This is a genomic window from Marinomonas sp. AWM4_232, from assembly GCF_056158325.1.
On record NZ_JBSWTA010000001.1, the window covers coordinates 3,820,363 to 3,839,836 of the forward strand.

General features: G+C 43.1%; 16 protein-coding genes. 5 read left to right on the plus strand and 11 right to left on the minus strand.

From position 1 onward, the window contains the following. Positions 1 to 17: 17 nt before the first annotated feature. The 3 genes from ACXAC1_RS18095 to ACXAC1_RS18105 all read right to left on the minus strand — a co-directional run bounded on the left by ACXAC1_RS18095 (position 18) and on the right by ACXAC1_RS18105 (position 3,476). Positions 18 to 968, minus strand: a complete 951-nt coding sequence (locus ACXAC1_RS18095) for an electron transfer flavoprotein subunit alpha/FixB family protein (protein WP_475063304.1) — start codon at positions 966 to 968, stop codon at positions 18 to 20. Next, positions 968 to 1,717: an electron transfer flavoprotein subunit beta/FixA family protein gene (locus ACXAC1_RS18100; protein WP_475063305.1), complete on the minus strand. Its 750-nt coding sequence runs from the start codon at positions 1,715 to 1,717 to the stop codon at positions 968 to 970. Before ACXAC1_RS18100 ends, ACXAC1_RS18095 begins: the two co-directional genes overlap by 1 nt. A 112-nt stretch (positions 1,718 to 1,829) precedes the next feature. Continuing rightward, the gene (locus tag ACXAC1_RS18105; protein WP_475063307.1) at positions 1,830 to 3,476 is read right to left on the minus strand and encodes an electron transfer flavoprotein-ubiquinone oxidoreductase; all 1,647 of its coding nucleotides are present in this window, start codon (positions 3,474 to 3,476) and stop codon (positions 1,830 to 1,832) included. Between the two features lie 502 nt (positions 3,477 to 3,978). On the opposite strand from ACXAC1_RS18105, the gene ACXAC1_RS18110 reads away from it, so the two are divergent. The 3 genes from ACXAC1_RS18110 (at position 3,979) to ACXAC1_RS18120 (ending at position 6,718) form a co-directional block, all read left to right on the plus strand. After that, a complete protein-coding gene (locus tag ACXAC1_RS18110; RefSeq protein ID WP_475063308.1) occupies positions 3,979 to 4,980 on the plus strand; it encodes a taurine ABC transporter substrate-binding protein in 1,002 nt (333 codons plus the stop codon). Between the two features lie 67 nt (positions 4,981 to 5,047). Further along, the gene (locus ACXAC1_RS18115; protein WP_475063310.1) at positions 5,048 to 5,857 is read left to right on the plus strand and encodes an ABC transporter ATP-binding protein; all 810 of its coding nucleotides are present in this window, start codon (positions 5,048 to 5,050) and stop codon (positions 5,855 to 5,857) included. Between the two features lie 3 nt (positions 5,858 to 5,860). Continuing rightward, positions 5,861 to 6,718, plus strand: coding sequence for an ABC transporter permease (locus tag ACXAC1_RS18120; protein WP_475063312.1), 858 nt, complete (start codon positions 5,861 to 5,863; stop codon positions 6,716 to 6,718). 80 nt (positions 6,719 to 6,798) lie between these two features. Here the strand turns inward: ACXAC1_RS18120 and ACXAC1_RS18125 are convergent, their stop codons facing one another. Next, positions 6,799 to 7,713: a LysR substrate-binding domain-containing protein gene (locus ACXAC1_RS18125; protein ID WP_475063313.1), complete on the minus strand. Its 915-nt coding sequence runs from the start codon at positions 7,711 to 7,713 to the stop codon at positions 6,799 to 6,801. Positions 7,714 to 7,717: 4 nt separating this feature from the next. Further along, positions 7,718 to 8,623 (minus strand): LysR family transcriptional regulator, encoded by a 906-nt coding sequence (locus ACXAC1_RS18130; protein ID WP_475063315.1) that lies wholly within the window; start codon positions 8,621 to 8,623, stop codon positions 7,718 to 7,720. Positions 8,624 to 8,745: 122 nt separating this feature from the next. Here ACXAC1_RS18130 and ACXAC1_RS18135 point away from each other — a divergent pair, with 122 nt between their 5' ends. Further along, on the plus strand, positions 8,746 to 11,166 hold the full coding sequence (locus tag ACXAC1_RS18135) for a GcvT family protein (protein WP_475063317.1): 2,421 nt from the start codon (positions 8,746 to 8,748) through the stop codon (positions 11,164 to 11,166). A 120-nt stretch (positions 11,167 to 11,286) separates the two neighbouring features. Here ACXAC1_RS18135 and ACXAC1_RS18140 read toward each other — a convergent pair whose 3' ends face one another. The 6 genes from ACXAC1_RS18140 to ACXAC1_RS18165 all read right to left on the minus strand — a co-directional run bounded on the left by ACXAC1_RS18140 (position 11,287) and on the right by ACXAC1_RS18165 (position 18,432). Then, complete coding sequence (locus tag ACXAC1_RS18140; RefSeq protein WP_475063319.1) at positions 11,287 to 11,877, minus strand: helix-turn-helix domain-containing protein; 591 nt, start codon at positions 11,875 to 11,877, stop codon at positions 11,287 to 11,289. A gap of 177 nt (positions 11,878 to 12,054) precedes the next feature. Then, positions 12,055 to 13,560, minus strand: coding sequence for a MocR-like pyridoxine biosynthesis transcription factor PdxR (gene pdxR / locus ACXAC1_RS18145; protein WP_475063321.1), 1,506 nt, complete (start codon positions 13,558 to 13,560; stop codon positions 12,055 to 12,057). 206 nt (positions 13,561 to 13,766) lie between these two features. Further along, positions 13,767 to 15,158 carry an aminotransferase family protein gene (locus ACXAC1_RS18150; protein ID WP_475063323.1) on the minus strand — a complete coding sequence of 464 codons (1,392 nt, stop codon included), beginning with the start codon at positions 15,156 to 15,158 and terminating at the stop codon, positions 13,767 to 13,769. A 293-nt stretch (positions 15,159 to 15,451) separates the two neighbouring features. After that, entirely contained in the window at positions 15,452 to 16,822 is a 1,371-nt protein-coding gene (safD, locus tag ACXAC1_RS18155; RefSeq protein WP_475063325.1) for a sulfoacetaldehyde dehydrogenase SafD, read from the minus strand. After that, entirely contained in the window at positions 16,819 to 17,577 is a 759-nt protein-coding gene (locus tag ACXAC1_RS18160; RefSeq protein ID WP_475063327.1) for a sulfite exporter TauE/SafE family protein, read from the minus strand. Before ACXAC1_RS18160 ends, safD begins: the two co-directional genes overlap by 4 nt. A 126-nt stretch (positions 17,578 to 17,703) precedes the next feature. Next, a complete protein-coding gene (locus ACXAC1_RS18165; protein WP_475063329.1) occupies positions 17,704 to 18,432 on the minus strand; it encodes a PIG-L deacetylase family protein in 729 nt (242 codons plus the stop codon). A gap of 137 nt (positions 18,433 to 18,569) precedes the next feature. On the opposite strand from ACXAC1_RS18165, the gene folE2 reads away from it, so the two are divergent. Further along, positions 18,570 to 19,472: a GTP cyclohydrolase FolE2 gene (folE2, locus tag ACXAC1_RS18170; protein WP_475063330.1), complete on the plus strand. Its 903-nt coding sequence runs from the start codon at positions 18,570 to 18,572 to the stop codon at positions 19,470 to 19,472. The last annotated feature ends 2 nt before the right edge of the window (positions 19,473 to 19,474 follow it).

Genomic DNA, 19,474 nt, shown 5'->3' on the forward strand with positions numbered 1-19,474 from the left:
CAGCGACATTTGAGTGATTAGCTCAATGCCGCCTCTAGTTCTGGAAGTGCTTCGAAAAGGTCTGCATGAAGGCCATAATCCGCCACACCAAAGATTGGCGCTTCGTCATCTTTGTTGATCGCGACGATCACTTTGGAATCCTTCATACCAGCAAGATGCTGAATAGCACCGGAAATACCAACCGCGATGTAAAGATCAGGAGCAACAATCTTACCTGTCTGACCAACCTGCATATCGTTAGGTACGAAACCAGAATCCACCGCTGCACGAGACGCGCCTACTGCAGCACCAATCTTGTCAGCTACTTTTTCAAGCATGACAAAGTTGTCACCGTTTTGCATACCGCGACCACCTGAGATGATGATGCGCGCATTGGTTAATTCAGGACGCTCAGATACGCTTACTTCTTCACCGATAAAACGAGACAGACCAGAATCTTCAACTGCACCTAGCGCTTCAATGCTAGCGGCGTCGCCACTTTCTTCAGCCGCTTCAAACGCTGTAGTACGTACAGTTAATACTTTGATTTCATCTTCACTTTGAACTGTCGCCATTGCATTGCCCGCATAAATAGGACGAACAAACGTATCAACGCTTTTAACAGCTGTAATTTCCGAAATTTGCGAAACATCTAATAACGCTGCAACGCGCGGCAACAGGTTCTTGCCTTGTGTTGTCGCTGGAGCAAGCACATAAGTCGCTCCAGAAGATTTAACTAACTCAAGTACTGCAGGCGTCATATTTTCAGCTAGCTGAGCAGACAACGCGTCACAATCAGCAACAAAAACTTTGCTTACGCCAGACAGCTTGGCAGCTTGTTCAGCGACACCAGAACAACCACTGCCTGCAACAAGAACATTTACATCAACTCCTGCAAAGCCAGCTAACTCATTGGCTGCTGCTACTGTATTCGCGGTAGCCGCTTTAAGTTGTAGATTGTCGTGTTCAGCGATAACTAAAATGCTCATTACAGTACTCCTGCTTCGTTTTTCAGTTTCTCAACTAGTTGAGAGATGTTGTCTACTTTCTCACCAGCCGAGCGAGCGGGTGGCTGATTCACTTCCAGAACTTTCACTTTTGATGTTAAATCAACACCTAGTTCTTCAGGGGTGAGTGCTTCTATTGGTTTACGTTTTGCCTTCATAATGTTCGGCAATGAAGCAAAGCGAGGTTCGTTCAATCGAAGGTCAGTGGTGATCAAAGTAGGTAATTTAAGAGCAATTTGTTGTAGACCACCGTCTACTTCACGCGTTACAAGCACCTCTTCACCTTCGATTTTCACTTCTGATGCAAATGTAGCCTGAGACATGCCAGCTAATGCCGCCAACATTTGGCCTGTTTGGTTGTTATCACCATCGATGGACTGTTTGCCTAGAATAACAACTTGAGCTCCCTCTTTTTCGACTACTTTGTTTAGAGATTTTGCGATAGCAAGCGGTTGCAGCTCATCTGTTGCTTTCACATGAATCGCTCGATCAACTCCCAATGCAAGAGCAGTACGAAGTTGCTCCTGGCAGGCATCACTGCCAACAGTTACCGCTACAACTTCAGAAGCCACACCCGCTTCTTTTAAGCGTATTGCTTCTTCAATCGCAATTTCACAGAATGGATTCATCGCCATCTTGACATTGCTAAGCTCTACACCTGAGTTATCAGCTTTCACTCTAACTTTAACGTTGGCATCAACCACACGCTTAATTGCAACCAAAATCTTCATATAACCACCTTAAACAATAAATAAATTCATATAAATGAAATTATTAGAAAAAACTTCACATTAAATTTTCAATTCAAAGCAACGTGTTTGCACAAGTTACTGAGCTACTTTTTTACATATTTGGATAATTTGGCCCTCCTGCTCCTTCTGGAGTAACCCAATTAATATTTTGAGATGGGTCTTTTATGTCACATGTTTTACAATGCAGGCAGTTTTGAGCATTGATTTGAAAGGTTTTTTGTTCCCCCTCACTCACCACTTCATATACTCCAGCTGGACAGAATCGCTGCGCTGGCTCCGCCCATTTTGGTAAATTTATCTTCAGCGGAATTTGATCATCTAAAAGGGTCAAGTGGCATGGTTGATCTTCTTCATGATTCGTATTTGATAAAAACACAGATGACAATTTATCGAAACTTATCACGCCATCAGGCTTTGGATATTGTATCTCTTGACATGAATCTGCCTGTTTTAAACAACCATAATCTTCATGTGTATCATGCAAAGTGACAGGAACAGCGAATAGGTTCTGATCAACATAGTTAAAAGCACCTCCCATGATGGTGCCGAACTTATGCAATGCAGGTCCAAAATTACGACTTTTATACAACTCTTTACATGCCCAAGACTCAGACCAGCTGTCACTGAATGCAGTCAAATCAGAGCCACCTTGATCGCCATTTTTAATTGCATCAAAAACCGTTTCAGCAGCGACCATTCCAGACTTCATGGACGTATGCGTCCCTTTAATCTTCGAAAAGTTAAGCGTCCCCGCGTCACAACCTAACAAAAGGCCACCTGGAAACGTCATTTTTGGTAAGCAGTTGAACCCACCTTTGGTGATCGCACGGGCACCATAAGAAATTCGAGTACCGCCTTCTAGATACTGCTTCAGTTCTGGGTGGTGTTTCATACGCTGAAATTCATCGAAAGGGCTCATATATGGATTGTCGTAATTAAGGTCTGTGATTAAACCTACAACAACTTGGTTATTTTCCGCATGATATAAAAAGAAGCCACCGCTCGCACCACGTTCAGACAAAGGCCAACCTGTACCATGTACAACCAAGCCTGGCTGATGCTTAGCGGGGTCAATATCCCAGAGTTCTTTTATACCCAAACCGTAGTGCTGAGGATCCTTACCCTCATCAAGTTTAAATTGATTGATAAGTTGCTTACCAAGGTGACCACGACTGCCCTCGCTAAATAATGTGTATTTAGCACGCAGTTCCATGCCGGGCATGAACATTCCTGTTTTTTCATTTCCATGTTTATCTACACCCATATCGCCAGTGATAACACCTTTAACGATGTTATCCTCTATAAGTAGTTGCGCCGCTGAAAATCCAGGAAAGACTTCTACACCTAATTCTTCTGCCTGCTCTGCTAACCAACGGCATACATTTCCTAAAGAAACAATGTAATTGCCATGGTTGTGCATAGGCTTCGGCACAAACGCATTGGGCACTCTCAGACTTGACTGTTCATTTTTCAACATGAATATCTGGTCTTCTTTTACTTCTGTCGTCAGAGGTGCGCCACGATCTTTCCAATCTGGAATAAGCTCATTCAAAGCTCTTGTCTCAAGGACGGCACCAGATAAAATATGAGCCCCTACTTCCGAGCCTTTTTCGACAACACAAACGCTCAGCTCAGTGCTCGAATCGTTGGCTTGTTGCATTAAGCGAATTGCGGCTGAAAGACCGGAAGGCCCCGCACCAACAATAACGACATCGAACTCCATCATTTCACGTTCCATTCAGCACCTCTTAGTAAGAAAACTACTTATCTAGGATCACGTATGCTCATATCTCTAAATAAGTTGGAATTAACGTATCAACGAGGACAAAAATAAATTTTTAAAAATGAAATTACAAACATTTTTTTCATTTTAAAAAATATTAAGGATTTATTTTTCATATGCGCACCATTTTATTGCACTAAAGTGTGCTCTCACACCTACCTAAAACTCTGTCATAAAAGTTCAAAGCTTGATTTTTCGCGCTGTTTTAAAAACACGTTTCTTGCTGCCTCTCATCACCACAAAGCAAAAACACACAAACAGTGCAAAAATATTTTTTTTATTTTTTTTCGCACCAAAATCAGACATTTAGGTGAAGTTATTTTTTCTAACATCAGCACAAAAGTTCTCAATTGTTAGCATTTTTTTTTCATTGCAGTATTAAAAAAAGTGATCGAAAAGTGGTCACTGGCTTACAAAGATTCAACAAATAACTCATACACTTAAAAGGAACAGCAAAATGAAACTAAAATTATCAACTTTATTTAATACTGTTTTTTGCACAACCATTGCAGCCTCATCGCAACTTGTCTTAGCAGAAGAAAAGCCCGATACAGTAACCGTTGGTTACTTCCTTGAGTGGCCTACCGCAAACCAATATGCACAAGCTAACAACACTTATGAAAAAGAAATGGGTGTTAATGTTGAATGGAGAGCCTTTGACTCAGGTACAGCCATGTCAGCGGCGATGGCGTCAGGCGATGTTGATATTTCATACTCTCAGGGCCTTGTTCCTTTTACTGTAGCAGTGTCACAAGGCTTGCCGATCACCATGGTTGGCATTGCCGTGTCATACGCAGAAAACGATAACTGTGTCGTAAGCTCTAAGTCAGGAATCACTAAGGCAAATGCAAGTGAGCTTCAGGGTAAAAAAGTTGCTGTCCCTTTCGGAACAGTGGCTCACTATAAAATGCTGAAAGTATTCGATCATCTTGGCGTTCAAGCAAAGAAAGTACGTTTGCTGGATATGCCACCAGCTGATGGCGCAGCAGCTCTTGTGCGTGGGGATGTTGCAATGGCCTGTGGCTGGGGGGGCGCACTGACTCGAATGAAAGGCTACGGCGACGTCCTTATGACGGCGAAAGAGCAAGAAAGCATTGGCATTCGAGTTTTCGATGTCATTTCAGCAACAAACAGCTTCAAAGAAAAATATCCAGAGCTTCTGACGGAATTCCTATCTGTTACTGATGACTCAAACTCCATTTACCTTAACAACCCCGACAAAGCCGCTCCAGTTATCGCTAAAGCTTCAGGACTATCAATTGAAGCGTCTAATCAAGTCTTGTCGTTATTCGAATTTCCATTAAAAGATGAACAGATCTCTGATAAGTGGTTGGGCGGAGCGGTTCAATCTTACACAAAAGAAGTCGCTGACTTTTTTGTTGAGCAAAAACAAATTCCTAAAGCTCTTCCTGATTACAGCACAACTATAGATGCAAGTTTCTACGCAAACGTTAAATAACCCGATTAAAGCTTAACAACAAGACTAGTGGCGAGCAGCCACTAGTCTAAATGAAAGGAACAAACAGATGTCCGAACTCGTAGTAGATAATGTTTCCATGATATATGACGTACCAGGCGGGGAGGAAGTCGAGGCGTTACGTGACGTAAGCTTTACCCTTAAACAAGGAGAGCTGCTTTCTGTGCTTGGGCCATCAGGTTGTGGTAAAAGCACCTTGCTAAATATTATTGCAGGTTTTTTAGCCTCCACCAAAGGTCAAGTAAGTAACGGCAATACAGTTCTCCATGGGCCAGGGCCCGATCGAGGAATGGTATTTCAACAAGGTGCACTATTTGAGTGGCTAAACGTTAGAGAGAACATTGGGTTCGGCTTAAAAATGAGAGGCGGCACCAACAATAGTATTAAAACCGTTGTAGATGAATTACTCGAAACGGTTGGCTTGAAAGACTTTGGAGATAAGGCTATTTACGAATTATCAGGGGGCATGCAACAGCGCGTAGCACTCGCAAGGTGCCTCGCAAATGACCCTGATATTATATTAATGGATGAACCACTGGGTGCACTTGACGCCCTGACGCGTGAAAAGATGCAAAGCTTGATCCTTAAGCTTTGGAAAGAGACAGGAAAGACAATCATCTTAATCACCCACAGTGTTGAAGAGGCACTTTTCCTAGGGGAGCGCTTATTCGTCATGGCTCCTCGTCCGGGGCGAGTTAAGAAAGAATATACATTACCATTTGCGGAGGCAGGGTTAAGCCAAAACCCTCGTGAAGTAAAAGCATCAAAAGAATTTATATCTACTCGTGAAGAAATTCTCTCCATGATTTGGGAAATGGAAGAGGAAATCATGGGTGTAAACGAAGCTGAAGGAGCCTAATTAATGACATTTTTAAATGAGCTCAAAGTCAAACTAGGCATAGAAAAATCTGGCTTTGAAAAGCGTAAAACTGTTACTTTCGGTGATACCTCTGCGGTGAGTGACGGTCGTTTTTGGAGTGTTTTATCAGTTCTCTCTTTGGCAATACTCTGGTACTTTGCAAGTACATTCGGTTGGGTAAACCCAATTTTCTGGCCAAGTCCTGGCGCGGTATGGGATCAGATAATTAACATATCAGTAGATGGTTATCGTAACTTTTCATTATGGGAGCATATTTGGGCAAGTCTATATCGCATTCTGATGGGCTTTTCATTGGGTTGCTTGGTTGGTATTCCGCTAGGTTTCGCTATGGGCTTATCAAAGTTCATGCGAGGATGGTTTGACCCTCTAGTCGAGTTTTTTAGACCTATTCCTCCTCTAGCCTTCATTCCGCTAGTCATTATTTGGTCTGGTATTGGTGAACGTTCAAAAATTTTGCTGCTTTTCTTTGCTGCCCTGTGGATTATGGTCATTGCTGCAAGAGCGGGGGTTGGAAGTGTAAAACTTAACAAAATTCATGCTGCTTACTCTCTGGGTGCGAGCAAACGTCAAATTCTGTACCATGTAATTTTACCTAATTCGCTACCAGAGATCTTCACTGGGATGCGTGTGGCTATGGGGGTGTGTTGGGGAACAGTAGTCGCCGCAGAACTCGTGGCTGCAGAATCCGGCATTGGATTTATGATCATGGTTGCCAGTAAATTTCTATCAACCGATATCGTAGTCATGGGTGTGATTATAGTTGGCCTAATAGGTTATGGCATTGACATTTTGATGAGAAAGATTGAGGCTAAACTAATACCTTGGAAAGGAAGAGCCTAAGCAACGGTTTGGCGCTTTAGTTTCTTTTGTGATGCTATGAGGGAGTCTAATTTCCTCATAGCATTTTAGAGGATGAGGAATCATTCACAACGATATTGCTTAAGAACGATATCTTCTTCAAGCTGGCGCTTCAGCCAATGGCTGAAGCAAGTTGCTCGTGAGTTAAGCAGATAGTCCGGTTGTTGGACTAAGTACCAACTACCTATCTCAGGAAACGTATATTCAATTGGGACAACCAATGAACCATTTGCAATTTCACTGCTAGCAAAGAAAATAGGAACTATGGCAATACCTTTACCCATTGCAACAGACTCCATAGCTAGCAGATAGTTATCTTGTACTTCTTTAATACAAACATCTTCCAACGTTAACCCTATTCCTTTAAACCAATTACGTAAGTTATTAGGCGCCTCAGATACATCTATAATGGGTAAACTTTTAATATTATGTATACTAATATTTGGGTTGGCCTGCTTAAACTCTGGACTACAGATAGCTACCAACGCTCCCCTAAATAAGGGGTGGTAAATAAGCTCATCATTTGGTTTTTCACTGTATATGATACCAATGTCCGCTTTGTCTTTTTCATACTCCCAACTCAAATAATTGTTATACAAATTGATATTTATCTTTGGATAGTGCTGACGAAAGTCACCCAATCGCTTAATAAGCCAATGAGCAATAATCCCGAAATAAGCTTGGATTTTTAGGTCTCCAACATTCGGATCACCAAATATCTCTGCTGTACTATGTTCTATTCGTCTAAACACTTCATGTATCTCAACATAGTACTGAGCGCCTTTTTCAGTCAATTTGATATGACGCCCTTGACGCAAAAATAGACTGCACTCAATATCACTTTCCAACTTTTTAACTTGATGGCTCACTGCCGAGTGGGTGACATTTAATTCTTTAGCAGCCTGCTGGAAACTAAGCAACCTAGCAGTGGCTTCAAAAGCACGTAACGCATTCAGCGGAGGCATAAATCGTTTCATGGGGCTACCCTCTTGGTAGTGTAGATATCGAATTCATGTCGAGCAGCCAATCCTTGAACGCCAATGAAGCTGGTGAAAGCTGGATATCGTGACGATGACACAAATAATAATTACCAGTCGTCGTAATGCGCGTGTGAAATGGGGCAGTTAAATGTTGAGCAAATACACCGCCGTACATCATATCATCGTACATTAAGCAAGCACCAAAGCCGTTGGCCGCCATTGCTACTGCCGCTGCATGACTATCCATATAATGCCGGGGGCTATCAACTAGAGAAGTCTCTCCAGCTTCTTCCAACCATTGACTCCAACCACATGGTGTGCCGATTACTTCTAATAATGGCACATCTTTGAAATCTTCAGGGTGACGCAAATTGCGAGCGACGGTTTCCGAGCAATAAGGGCGTAAATGAGGCGTGATTAATGGCGTTACCTCAAATTCAGGCCATTTTCCATCTCCATAGCGAATTTCGAGTTCAGCTGTCGATATATTAAAATCTGAATCCCAATTAGTACCTAGTTGGCGCACTGCAACATTAGGGTAGATAGAGTGAAACTCATCCAAATTAGGCCCCATCCAAAGAACGCTAAAGGAAGTATTGATACTCACTTCTACTACAGAAGCATTTAAGGGCGTAAATATTTGCGCAGCACCAATATTTAATTCGCGCATGCAATTTTCTACAAGAGGCAAAAAAGCTCTTCCTGCATCAGATAACTGAATAGTCCTATTAGCCCTTATAAACAATTTATGGTCAATATGATGCTCGAGCAACTGAACTTGCTGACTTACAGCAGATTGGCTCATATTTAAAATCTTAGCAGCCTGGGTAAAACTTAACTCTTTTGCAGCCACTTCAAAAGTACGTAACCAATTCAATTGGATGTTACTTGTTAACCTTTTATCCATTAGCCCTACTTATTAATTTAAGCTTAATTAATCGTTTGAAGTAATCTTTCATGATTTATAACATCGATTTTAACCGGACCACAAGTCCACTTTTCAAATCCCCAGCAAGAGATCGATACTCGATGAAAAATACTACAGATGTACTGATAATCGGTGGTGGTATTGCAGGCGTAAGCACGCTTTACCATCTTACAAAGCTAGGCTGGACTGATGTTATGCTGACTGAAAAGTTAGAATTGACTTCAGGTTCCACTTGGCATGCCGCGGGCAATCTTCCTCATTTTAGCAATAGCTATAATGTTATGAAGCTTCAGCAGTACAGTATCGCTCTGTATGCAAAGCTAAAGAAAGAAACGGGGACCGTAGACCATCATCAAACAGGGGCTGTTCGACTAGCGCATACACAAGATCGTATGGATGAATTCCAGCGAGTTGTAGCGATGTCTGAGATTGCAGGATTAAACCTGAAAATCATCGATAACGACGAATTGAAAGAACTCTACCCTTTCCTAGACACTACAGGTCTTGTAGGTGGTATGTGGGATCCAGATGATGGTCACATTGACCCATCAAGCATCACAAATACAATGGCAGCAGCGGCACGTGAAGCAGGTGCAACCATTGTTCGTAACAACCCTGTGAGCGCAATCGAACAGCTAGAAAACGGCCGTTGGAAAGTAACAACAGAAAAAGGTGTCATTGACGCAGGTATCATCGTTAACGCAGCAGGTTTCCGCTGTAACGAAGTTGCAGAAATGGTGGGACACCAACTTCCTGTTACCTCTATGGAACACCAGTTCGTCGTTACTGACAACATTCCTGAGCTGGAAGCACTAGACAAAATGGTGCCTATGCTGCGTGATCCAGACGTATCTTACTACCTACGCCAAGAAGGTAATGGTTTCATTCTTGGGCCTTATGAAAAAGGTGGCATTCCTTGGGCAACGGACGGTGTACCTGCTGCTTTTGGTCAAGAACTTCTTCAGCCTGATCTAGACCGTATCGAAGAGATCATGTGTACAGCGATGGAACAAGTAGAAATCATTACACATGCAGGTGTTAAAACGGTTGTAAACGGCCCGATCACTTACACGCCTGACGGCCATCCTCTCATTGGCCCTGTTCACGGTTTTGACAACTACTTCGTTTGTACTGGCTTTAACTTCGGTATCGTACAAGGTGGCGGCGCAGGTCACTTTATGTCTCAGTGGATTGTTAACGGCCACCCAGAACTAGACTTGTTCGAACTTGACCCACGTCGCTTCGGCGATTACGCAAATCACGACTACACCGTTGCTAAAGCGACTGAAGTTTACGCTAATGAATATCAGCTAGGCTTCCCGAACGAATACGCAATGCGTGAAGCAAAACGCAACAACAAGCAATCCGCTATATACGAAGATCATAAAGCGGCTAATGCAGTCTTCGGTGCTTACTTCGGCTGGGAACGTCCAAGCTGGTTCGCTGAAGAAGGTCAAGAACCTGTGGAACAACACAGCTTCCGCCGTGGTAACTGGTTCGAAGCGGTTGAAAAAGAATGTAAATTGGTTGAAAACCACGTTGGTCTGCAAGACCTTAGCCCGTTCACTAAGTTTGAAATTTCCGGTGATAATGCATTCGCTTACTTGGATGCAATGTCGCCAAACAAACTACCAACAAAAGTCGGTCAAATCGCCCTTTCTCACCCTCTTACAAAAGAAGGTGGTGTTGCTTGGGAATTCTCGATTACTCTGCTTGAAAACGGTTCATACTACCTAATGGGACCTGCGGCAGGCGAGCTTCTTATCGAGGATTGGTTACGCACTCGTCTACCGAAAGACGGTTCTGTCACTTTGAAGAACATCACTCGCGACTACGGAACGCTTGTACTAGCAGGCCCCGACGCTCGTAACGTGCTGTCTCAAGTAACAGATGCTGATCTTTCTAACGAAGCGTTCCCATGGTTTAGCGGTCAAGAAATTGAAGTGGCAGGTGTGAAAGTTCGCGCACTACGTATGAACTTCGTGGGTGAACTTGGTTGGGAATTACACCACCCAATCGAAGGCCAAAAAGCACTTCACGACGCACTTATGGAAGCAGGTAAGAGCTTCAATATCGGCTACTTCGGTATGCGTGCGATGGACTCTCTACGTCTTGAGAAAGGTTACCCAATGTGGGGCCACGATCTTAACGTTGAATTCAGCGTCTTGGAATCGAACCTTGGTTACTTCGTGAAACTAGATAAAGGCGACTTTGAAGGTAAAGAAGCGCTTGTTAAAGAGAAAGAAGCTGGCCTTAAAAAGAAAGCCGTTCTTATCGAGCTACATGACACATCTGTTGATGCATGTGTTGGCATGGAGCCAGTATACAGCGACGGCAAAATAGTTGGTCAAGTAAGCTCAGGCGGTTACGGCTATCGTTGCGGTAAGAGCTTAGCTCTTGCTTACGTCGATACTCAATACTTAGATGCAGAACTAAGCGTGAAAGTATTGGGCGACGTATACAAGGCAAGCGTTCTTAAGAAGATCCCTTACGATCCAACAGGCGCTAAACTGAAAGCTTAATTTCTAAACATTAAGTTTCCATTAAGATACTAAAAAGCCAACTGAAAAGTTGGCTTTTTTATTGTCTATTGGTTATGTCAATAGCGGGAGTCTTTTGCCTATTTGAAATGATATTTAAGATTAATAGCCCGCCACTAACGTCCAGACTATAACCGTTTCTTGCGTATCAGAAGGGTTTCGCAACCAATGAGGCTCATCTCCTGTTAGAGAAAAACTGTCGCCGGCATTAAGTATAAAACTCTTATCACCGATCCCTAACTCAAGAGTACCGGATTGAACAAGGCCACCCTCTTCACCACAACGTTTTCTTGGTTGACGGTTACCTTTCCCTGGATCAATAGTTGTAAGGATCATTTGCATTTGACCCGAGAGCCGAGGTGACAGTAATTCTTCTTTGATGCCACTACCAGAGTAATTCAAACTCCTTCTAGAATGACGACGAACAATATACTTTAGTTCATCTAGTGGAACTTCACTATCCGCATGAAAAAACCAACTCACCTTTACGCCAAGAATATCGCTGATATTCTGTAATATAGAAATTGGTAATGACGACACTCCTCGTTCGACTTGACTGATGTAACCGACAGACCTTCCAATTTTTTCAGCCATTGTCGTGAGCGTAATGCCTTTCGATTTACGAAGGTCACGGATTTGACGACCGATACGCAAATTTTCTTGGTCTACCATTCCTTCTTTAGCTTTTGTCATTCTTTGCTCTATATCTGTGTTGTTTTAATCTTTAAGGATAATTTATTCAGTTTTCGTTTTTAAGATGGTCCACCTAGGGTCTTTACTACATGTACATGTTCGATTAAATCACCTTATACCTAGCCGCAGAATTCTACTTGCTACACATCTCTGAGAAGACGATAAAAAAATAGCGCCCTAAACTTCCATGCTCTGTATTATCTCAGACAGTTTTTTAATACCAGAATCAATTTTATTTGTTGGTATTGAGGAGAAGCCTAGTCGAAAATATCGATTAGGCCGTGAATTTCCTAGAAAGTGAACATTACCTGGCTCAATCAAAATGCCAGCTTCTCGAGCTCGATCTTTTAAGATCGAGGCATTCAATAACTCAGGCCCCCTCACCCAATAACTAGAGCCTCCAAAGCTTGGAGTTTCATGGCAACCAGGGAGATAACGATCTAAAGCATCATGCATTGCTTGCCAACGGGTCTTATAATTGCGAGCAATATTCATGATCAATGAGTCGTGATAACCTCTTTCTAGGAAAAGTGCAGCCGCCCGCTGATTGTTTGAAGCGGGATGGCGAATCATTAAGCGGCGCAATGCTCGCGCTTCTTTAATTAAGGCTTCTGATGCTACAACATAGCCTAGTCGCAAACCTGGCGCGAGTGTTTTTGACAGACTGCCAATATAGATCACTCTATCATTCTGATCCAAGCTCTTTAGCGCAGGGCTAGGACGAACATCAAAGTTCGTCTCGCTTTCGTAGTCATCTTCTATAATGAGTAAGTCTTGTTGATTGGCTTTTTCAAGTAGTTCATAACGACGCTCTATAGGCATTGTGACCGTCGTGGGACATTGATGACTGGGGGTAGTATAAATTAAATCACATTCATCAAGAGACTCGTCAATGATTAACCCCTTGTTATCAATTGCTAAGGGTTTAACATCACATTTGTGTAGTTTGGCGATGTTATATACATCCACATAACCAGGGTTTTCTAATCCAAATACACTGCTAGAATCTAAAAGCAATTGCACCAACATAAAAAGAGATTGTTGAGAGCCAACAGATACCAAAATTTCTTCTGGTTTGGCCCAAACCCCTCTTCGCGGTAGAAGGCGTGTACGTATCTGTTCGATCAATCTGGGGTCATCATGATCCATACTATCTGACGCCCAATCACTCACCGCAGCATCGCTCACCGCATCTTTGCAGCATTCTCTCCAATTAACGGAAGGAAAGATCTTTTCATCAAACTGACCATATATGAAAGGATATTCATATGACTGCCAGTCTTGAGCCTTCACAATATTTTGTTGCTCGCTAGGCCGCACTTTGAAAAGAGAGGACCAATTTGGCTTTAGTGCGGGTGTATTTTCAATCTTAGGAAGGTCTGTAAAGTTATTAGCATTTCCATCCATTATAGCGGGATTCACAAAATACCCACGCCGCTCTCTGGCGACTAAACAACCATCGTCTAAAAGATGTTCATAAGCTAATACAACTGTATTTCGTGCAATCCCTAACTGTTGAGCCATTTTTCTACTAGATGGCAAAGGGATATCTAAGGGGATATTGCCATTGAATATGGCTAATGCAATTTGCTCTCTTAACTGCTTTTGTAAACTAACTTCAGCGTTGTGTGTTAGATGAAACAAATGATACATCGCATTTATTCCTAGTACTTCTAATGGCATTTAAAAATAGTATACCAATAAAAAAACTTAGGTGGTCAACAAACTTGAGTCATTCCAATAAGATCTCTAAGTTTAGCGGATGTGACCACCTAAGTGTAAACAGGTAAAAGAGCCGTTAGTTAACTATGTCAAAAACTCGCTCGCGTTAATGCTGACTTACGCCACAAAAACACTAACGCACAGCTCGATAGCCCTAAACTCGTCTTTTAACAGCTCGTTTTACATACCTCTGTAATAGCTTCATCAATTGCATTCACAATCTGATCGATGTCTTCGCGTGTTGATACCAACCCAGGCGCCAAACATACGGTGTTATTGAATGACTTAAATGAACGGTTTGTACGGCCGATAATCACGCCATTAGCCATACAGTGAGCAGCAACAGCCATGACTACACTTTCTTCTACCGGCTCTTTTGTGACACGGTCTTTAACCATTTCAAAACCAGCGAACAAGCCTTTGCCACGCACATCACCAATGATCTCATGTTTTTCCATAAGTTGGTTCAAGCGACCTTTCAGGTATTCACCTTGCTCAGTCGTGTTTTTAAGCAATTCTTCGTTTTCGATGATTTCCATGTTAACTAACGCCGCAGCTGGACCAGACGTACAACCACCAAACGTAGAAATGTCACGGAAGTAACCCATACGAGGATCGTCTTCTTTAAAGGCTTCGAACACGGCTTCTGTCGTAACAGTACAAGAAATCGCAGCGTAACCCGATGCCACACCTTTCGCCATTGTTACGATATCTGGCTTAACACCATAATGCTGATAACCAAACCATGTACCTGTTCTACCTAGACCACATACTACTTCGTCTATGTGAAGTAAGATGTCGTATTGCTTACAAATTTCTTGTACGCGTTGCCAGTAACCTGCAGGCGGCTCGATCACACCACCACCAGCAGTGATTGGTTCAAGACAAAGTGCACCTACCGTATCTGGACCTTCACGCAAGATTACTTTTTCAATCTCATTTGCAGCCCAAACGCCATAGTTTTCTTTATCTGCGCCTTCTTGAGCACGGTATTCACAACAATGTGGCACTTCTACAAAGTCAGGCACGAATGGGCCGTAGTCGTCACGACGCTCAGACTGACCTGTCGCACTCAATGCAGCAATCGTTGTACCGTGGTAATCACGCTCACGGTAAAGGATTTTATTCTTTTTACCGCCGTATTTTTTCTTGGAAATTTGGCGAACAATTTTGAATGCTTTCTCATTCGCTTCTGAACCGGAGTTTGAGTAATAAACACGGCTAAGACCTGGCATCTTTTCGATCAGCTTTTTAGCAAACATCGCCGCTGGTACATTACCTGCCGTTTGAGCAAAGTAGTTAAGCGTCACCAATTGATCACGTACGGCGTCAGCAATCTCTGTACGGCCATAGCCAACGTTAACTGTCCACACGGCACCTGAAACCGCATCTAGGTATTCATTACCTTTTGCATCCCATACACGCACGCCTTCGCCTTTCACAATCATTAGAGGATCATTACTTTCAAATGGCTTATGGTGCGTCAAGTGGTGCCATACGTGCTCTTTGTCGTTAGCAACCACATCCAATGAATCAAAATCGTTTGTGTTGTAAGTCATCTTAGACCTCTAATGTATATTCAAATTTTCGACATATTTGGGCGGTTTGCTGATTCATCGCTCCACCAAGTAAGTAAGCTACGATTTTTCCTCCATGAAGAAGCCTTTACCGTAGTTTCATTAACATTACTCTTGTGTCGAATCCCCAGTTAGAGCCAGTTTTCTATCGCCTGTGAGACCAGCAAAAGCACCACCAACAGAACCCTCTAACCCATTGAAAAACAGGCAAAAAAAAGCGACCTACAGGAGGTCGCAAATGAGCGAAAAATGTAATTTCTTTGGGGATGTAAGCGTTAAATGACCAACGTTTTAGTAAAGCTCATTTCACGAATTGCATACTTGATCCCTTCACGACCCACACCACTTTCCTTCACACCACCAAACGGGAAATGTTCAGTGCGGAAGCCTGGGCCATCGTTAACCGCCAATGTACCGACTTCAAGCTCTTCAAATAAGTAGCGTACAAGGGCTAGATTATTTGTGAAAATCCCTCCCTGTAGCCCATAGGCAGTGTTATTAATGATCGGAATAATGTCTTCCACTTCATTGAATTTAAACAACGGCATGACAGGCCCGAATGTTTCTTCAATCATCACTTCGCTCGTTTCGCTAACGTTTTCCAAAATTGTTGGGTAAACGAACGCCCCTTCATAGCGGTTACCCAGTGCAACCGTTGCACCATCTTCAATCGCGGATTCAATACGCCCACGAATTTCATCTGCTGCCGCTTGATGGATTACAGGGCCAACAAACGTTTCATCTTTCATCGGGTCTCCCACAACCAACTCGGAACTTTTCTTAACCAAAAGGTCGCGGAACTCAGAATATACCTTCTCATGCACAAACAGACGTTTAGCGGCTGTACAACGTTGACCTGCAGTCGCAAAACGCTGGTTAATAGCAGCTGTGACCGCTTTTTCAAGATTGGCGTCTTCCATCACGATCAGAGGGTCGTTACCACCCAATTCAAGCAGCAGTTTTTTATATCCAGCTGCCGCTGCAATGGCATTGGCAGCTGCAGTACCGCCCGTAAAGTTAATGGCATCAACGTCTGGATGAGAGTTAATACGGTCTAGATCTTCAATCTTAGGCATGCAGAACTGCAGCACTTCTTGAGGAATACCAGCTTCATAACAAAGCTCAACCAAGAATTTAGACGATGCGGTATTCTGCGGGCCAGGTTTAAATAAGATCGCATTACCCGCCGCATAAGCTGGGCCGATCTTATGAATTGCAATGTTAATTGGGAAGTTAAAAGGGGTGACACAGAATATCGTGCCAAGTGGTCTCCAACAAACAACGCCAATACGATTACCCATTGGGCCATAAGCGTCTGAATCCAGAGCTTCGCCACTGATTTGGCGCGCTTCTTCACTGCTGGCAATCGCGGCATTATAAGCTCGGTTCATTTCAACTCGAGAATCAGAAATCGTTTTACCGGTTTCTTCAGTTATCATTGTCGCCAACTTTTCTGCATTCGCTTTTAGCAGCTCAGCAAGCTTAGCCAAAACATTTGCACGCTCAAATGCTGCTGTCTGACGCTGTTTGCGCTGACCTGCTTTTAATGTACCAAGAATGCTCTCAATTTGCTGCCAAGATGTGTATTCGTACTCACCGATCGGAGCATTATTGAAAGGGTTTAGTAAAGAATAAGTGTCACTCATAGTGGAGCTCCCATTTGAAAAAGTTGATAAGATATTCTAATTGCAGCAATCAAAAGCGCTGCTTTCATCAATGCAAAAAAGACACGAGAACTAATATAACCAAGCACAATGACTCCCAGACGGGCACCTATCACAGCAGCAAGGCTCAATACCAAAATCAGCCAGGCATTATCAATAAATGAAAAGCCTAGATATAAGTAAGCTGGAATTTTTGTGAGGTGTGCAAACATCTGCATGAGCGACTTGTTGCTTACAATTTCTTCTTTTGTCAAGTCATCCCGTAGGAAGAATACTGCAAGCAAAGGATCAATTGCGCCAGCGATAATACCCAGTGCGCCAGTCGCTATACCCACCCAAAAAAAGCTGCCATCTTTTACTTTCATTTGAGGCATTCTCTTTGGTTTAAATAAGGTATATAGAATCAATCCAACTAGAATTAATAATGGAAAAAACTCACCAATATATTGAACTATAAATAGCGTGGTCAACGTGGCACCGATTACAGCACCAATTCCAAAAGGAATGCACATTGACCAGCGTATGCTACGTCTTAAAAACCAACTACGCGCAGCGTTATTAAAAACTTGAACCACACCGTGAATGGCCACAAGAGGTCTAACAGGCATATACACGCTCATGGCAGCAAACATCAGCACACCACCAGCCATACCGGTAATAGAAGTGATCATTGAAGCGCAGGCAATCGCTAAAGATAGCAACAACAGTCCTTGGTTGGATAATTCTATGGTTTCCACATTCTTCTCACGCTTAAAACATACTCAATAAGGTTATGGAAAAAGAAAAATGCTACATAGGTCCAGATAGAACTGTTGAATAGGCCAGAGTTAATTTTAATCGTGGTTTCGTGATTGCAACCCGCTTTACAACTGCCCAACCACTGTCGGCGTCAGTTTCATGTAGCCTTCCGCATATTGAATGTTTCGCTTGACCGTGATCCCTATATTGCGTTTTGCTTGCACACCTCGCTGAAGCGCAACACGCGTGTAGTATTCCCATAGGTGTTCTTGACCAGCCATGCACTGAATAGCGCGCAGTTTAGTATCCCAAACATCCGTGATATCTAAAAAGGTATTCGGCTCCCAACCACATTGTTCTGTTTGGTGCGGCTCAAATGAATACACAGGGGGCGCTCCAACTATTTTCTGGCCTGGGTTATGGCCTTCTGCTTGGGCAATAATGCGTGCTTCTTGCGCAGCATGCATGGCTAGCGGGTGATCGAAGTTATAAGGGTCGCGCTCTGAATGACTCAATACAAATTCAGGTTGTAATTCGCGATATACATCCACTAATTTGAATAAAATCTCATCTGAAATTCGCATGGGATAGTCACCAATATCCCAAAACTCAATGTCTGCCCCAAGAATTTCCGCGGCAGCGCGTGCTTCTTGCTCTCGAACAGACTTCACTTTTTCCAACGTCATATTCGGCTGACGCCACAGCTTTGCCGATTCGCCACGCTCCCCATAAGACAGACAAATAACTTTGACTTTCCAACCCTGTTTCACATGGCTCGCAATCGCGCCACCTGCTCGCCAAACAAAATCCGCTGAATGTGCGCTAACAACTAAGGCTGTTTTTTGACTAGACATAAATATATCGATCCTTTGTGTTTTGGTTAATTTTAAAATGTTATAACATAACACTTTAGTTCCTCATCATTAGAAATGATGCAAACCTCATCGCTTTTTGTGTAAGGCATGTTTTACAAAGGATGGCTAGTTACAGCATGAACTCAACTTCCCTACTGCCCGATGTCGCCAGTTTAAACGTCTCAGATATCGCTATTGATCAAGTCGGTATGTCACATATCTCGCTCCCGATACCATTCGAAATCGATCAACAAACCATCACGGCAGCCACCAAACTCAGCATTCGAGCAAATGTTAAAAACCATCAAAAAGGCCTGCATATGTCTCGAATGTACCAATCTTTGCAGGCATTAACGCAACATTATCTGACACCAGTCACACTCAAAGAGAGTCTTCAATCGGCATTAGAACAACAAAGAGAAGTCAACTCGGACTGTATTTTTTGTGACATTGAAACGGAGGTATTGCGGAAGCGCTCTGCGCTACATAATCAGCAATATGGTTGGAATCGCTATCCAGTAAAAGTATCCGCTCGTTTTGATCATCAGACCGGGATAACTGTCTCACTGCGAGTGACCGTCACTTATTCATCAAGTTGCCCTGCATCCGCTGCGCTGTCTAGGCAAGCATTAAAAGAAGTGTTTTTGGATCAATTCCACTACGAACCAAGCAAAGTTGATAAACAGCAAATCGCACAGTGGTTGGAGCAACAAGGGACTTACGCCATCCCTCACAGCCAGCGCAGTGAAGCTGACATTACTGTCGATGTAACCGGCACGGAGTTCCCAATAGAAAATCTCATAGACCTTTGTGAGGGAGCCTTAGGAACGCCGGTTCAAACCTTCGTGAAGCGTCAAGACGAGCAACAATTCGCCATCAATAATGGTCAAAACCCAATGTTCGTTGAAGATGCGAGCAGACGCCTGATGCAAGCGTTAACTGACAACGGTTACTCGGGCCACTTAGCCATTTCACACTATGAAAGCCTACATGGACATAACGCTGTTGCGCAGTCTAGTTTCGGTTATAAGGATGCTTAAAA

What these genes read in the sequence shown, in the direction of transcription:
- ACXAC1_RS18120 (WP_475063312.1), top strand. Translation starts at nt 5,861, where the DNA reads ATGACATTTTTAAATGAGCTCAAAGTCAAACTAGGCATAGAAAAATCT.
- folE2 (WP_475063330.1), top strand. Translation starts at nt 18,570, where the DNA reads ATGAACTCAACTTCCCTACTGCCCGATGTCGCCAGTTTAAACGTCTCA.
- ACXAC1_RS18105 (WP_475063307.1), bottom strand. Translation starts at nt 3,476, where the DNA reads ATGGAACGTGAAATGATGGAGTTCGATGTCGTTATTGTTGGTGCGGGG.
- ACXAC1_RS18140 (WP_475063319.1), bottom strand. Translation starts at nt 11,877, where the DNA reads ATGACAAAAGCTAAAGAAGGAATGGTAGACCAAGAAAATTTGCGTATC.
- ACXAC1_RS18095 (WP_475063304.1), bottom strand. Translation starts at nt 968, where the DNA reads ATGAGCATTTTAGTTATCGCTGAACACGACAATCTACAACTTAAAGCG.
- ACXAC1_RS18115 (WP_475063310.1), top strand. Translation starts at nt 5,048, where the DNA reads ATGTCCGAACTCGTAGTAGATAATGTTTCCATGATATATGACGTACCA.
- ACXAC1_RS18130 (WP_475063315.1), bottom strand. Translation starts at nt 8,623, where the DNA reads ATGGATAAAAGGTTAACAAGTAACATCCAATTGAATTGGTTACGTACT.
- pdxR (WP_475063321.1), bottom strand. Translation starts at nt 13,560, where the DNA reads ATGCCATTAGAAGTACTAGGAATAAATGCGATGTATCATTTGTTTCAT.
- ACXAC1_RS18100 (WP_475063305.1), bottom strand. Translation starts at nt 1,717, where the DNA reads ATGAAGATTTTGGTTGCAATTAAGCGTGTGGTTGATGCCAACGTTAAA.
- ACXAC1_RS18135 (WP_475063317.1), top strand. Translation starts at nt 8,746, where the DNA reads ATGAAAAATACTACAGATGTACTGATAATCGGTGGTGGTATTGCAGGC.
- ACXAC1_RS18165 (WP_475063329.1), bottom strand. Translation starts at nt 18,432, where the DNA reads ATGTCTAGTCAAAAAACAGCCTTAGTTGTTAGCGCACATTCAGCGGAT.
- safD (WP_475063325.1), bottom strand. Translation starts at nt 16,822, where the DNA reads ATGAGTGACACTTATTCTTTACTAAACCCTTTCAATAATGCTCCGATC.
- ACXAC1_RS18110 (WP_475063308.1), top strand. Translation starts at nt 3,979, where the DNA reads ATGAAACTAAAATTATCAACTTTATTTAATACTGTTTTTTGCACAACC.
- ACXAC1_RS18125 (WP_475063313.1), bottom strand. Translation starts at nt 7,713, where the DNA reads ATGAAACGATTTATGCCTCCGCTGAATGCGTTACGTGCTTTTGAAGCC.
- ACXAC1_RS18150 (WP_475063323.1), bottom strand. Translation starts at nt 15,158, where the DNA reads ATGACTTACAACACAAACGATTTTGATTCATTGGATGTGGTTGCTAAC.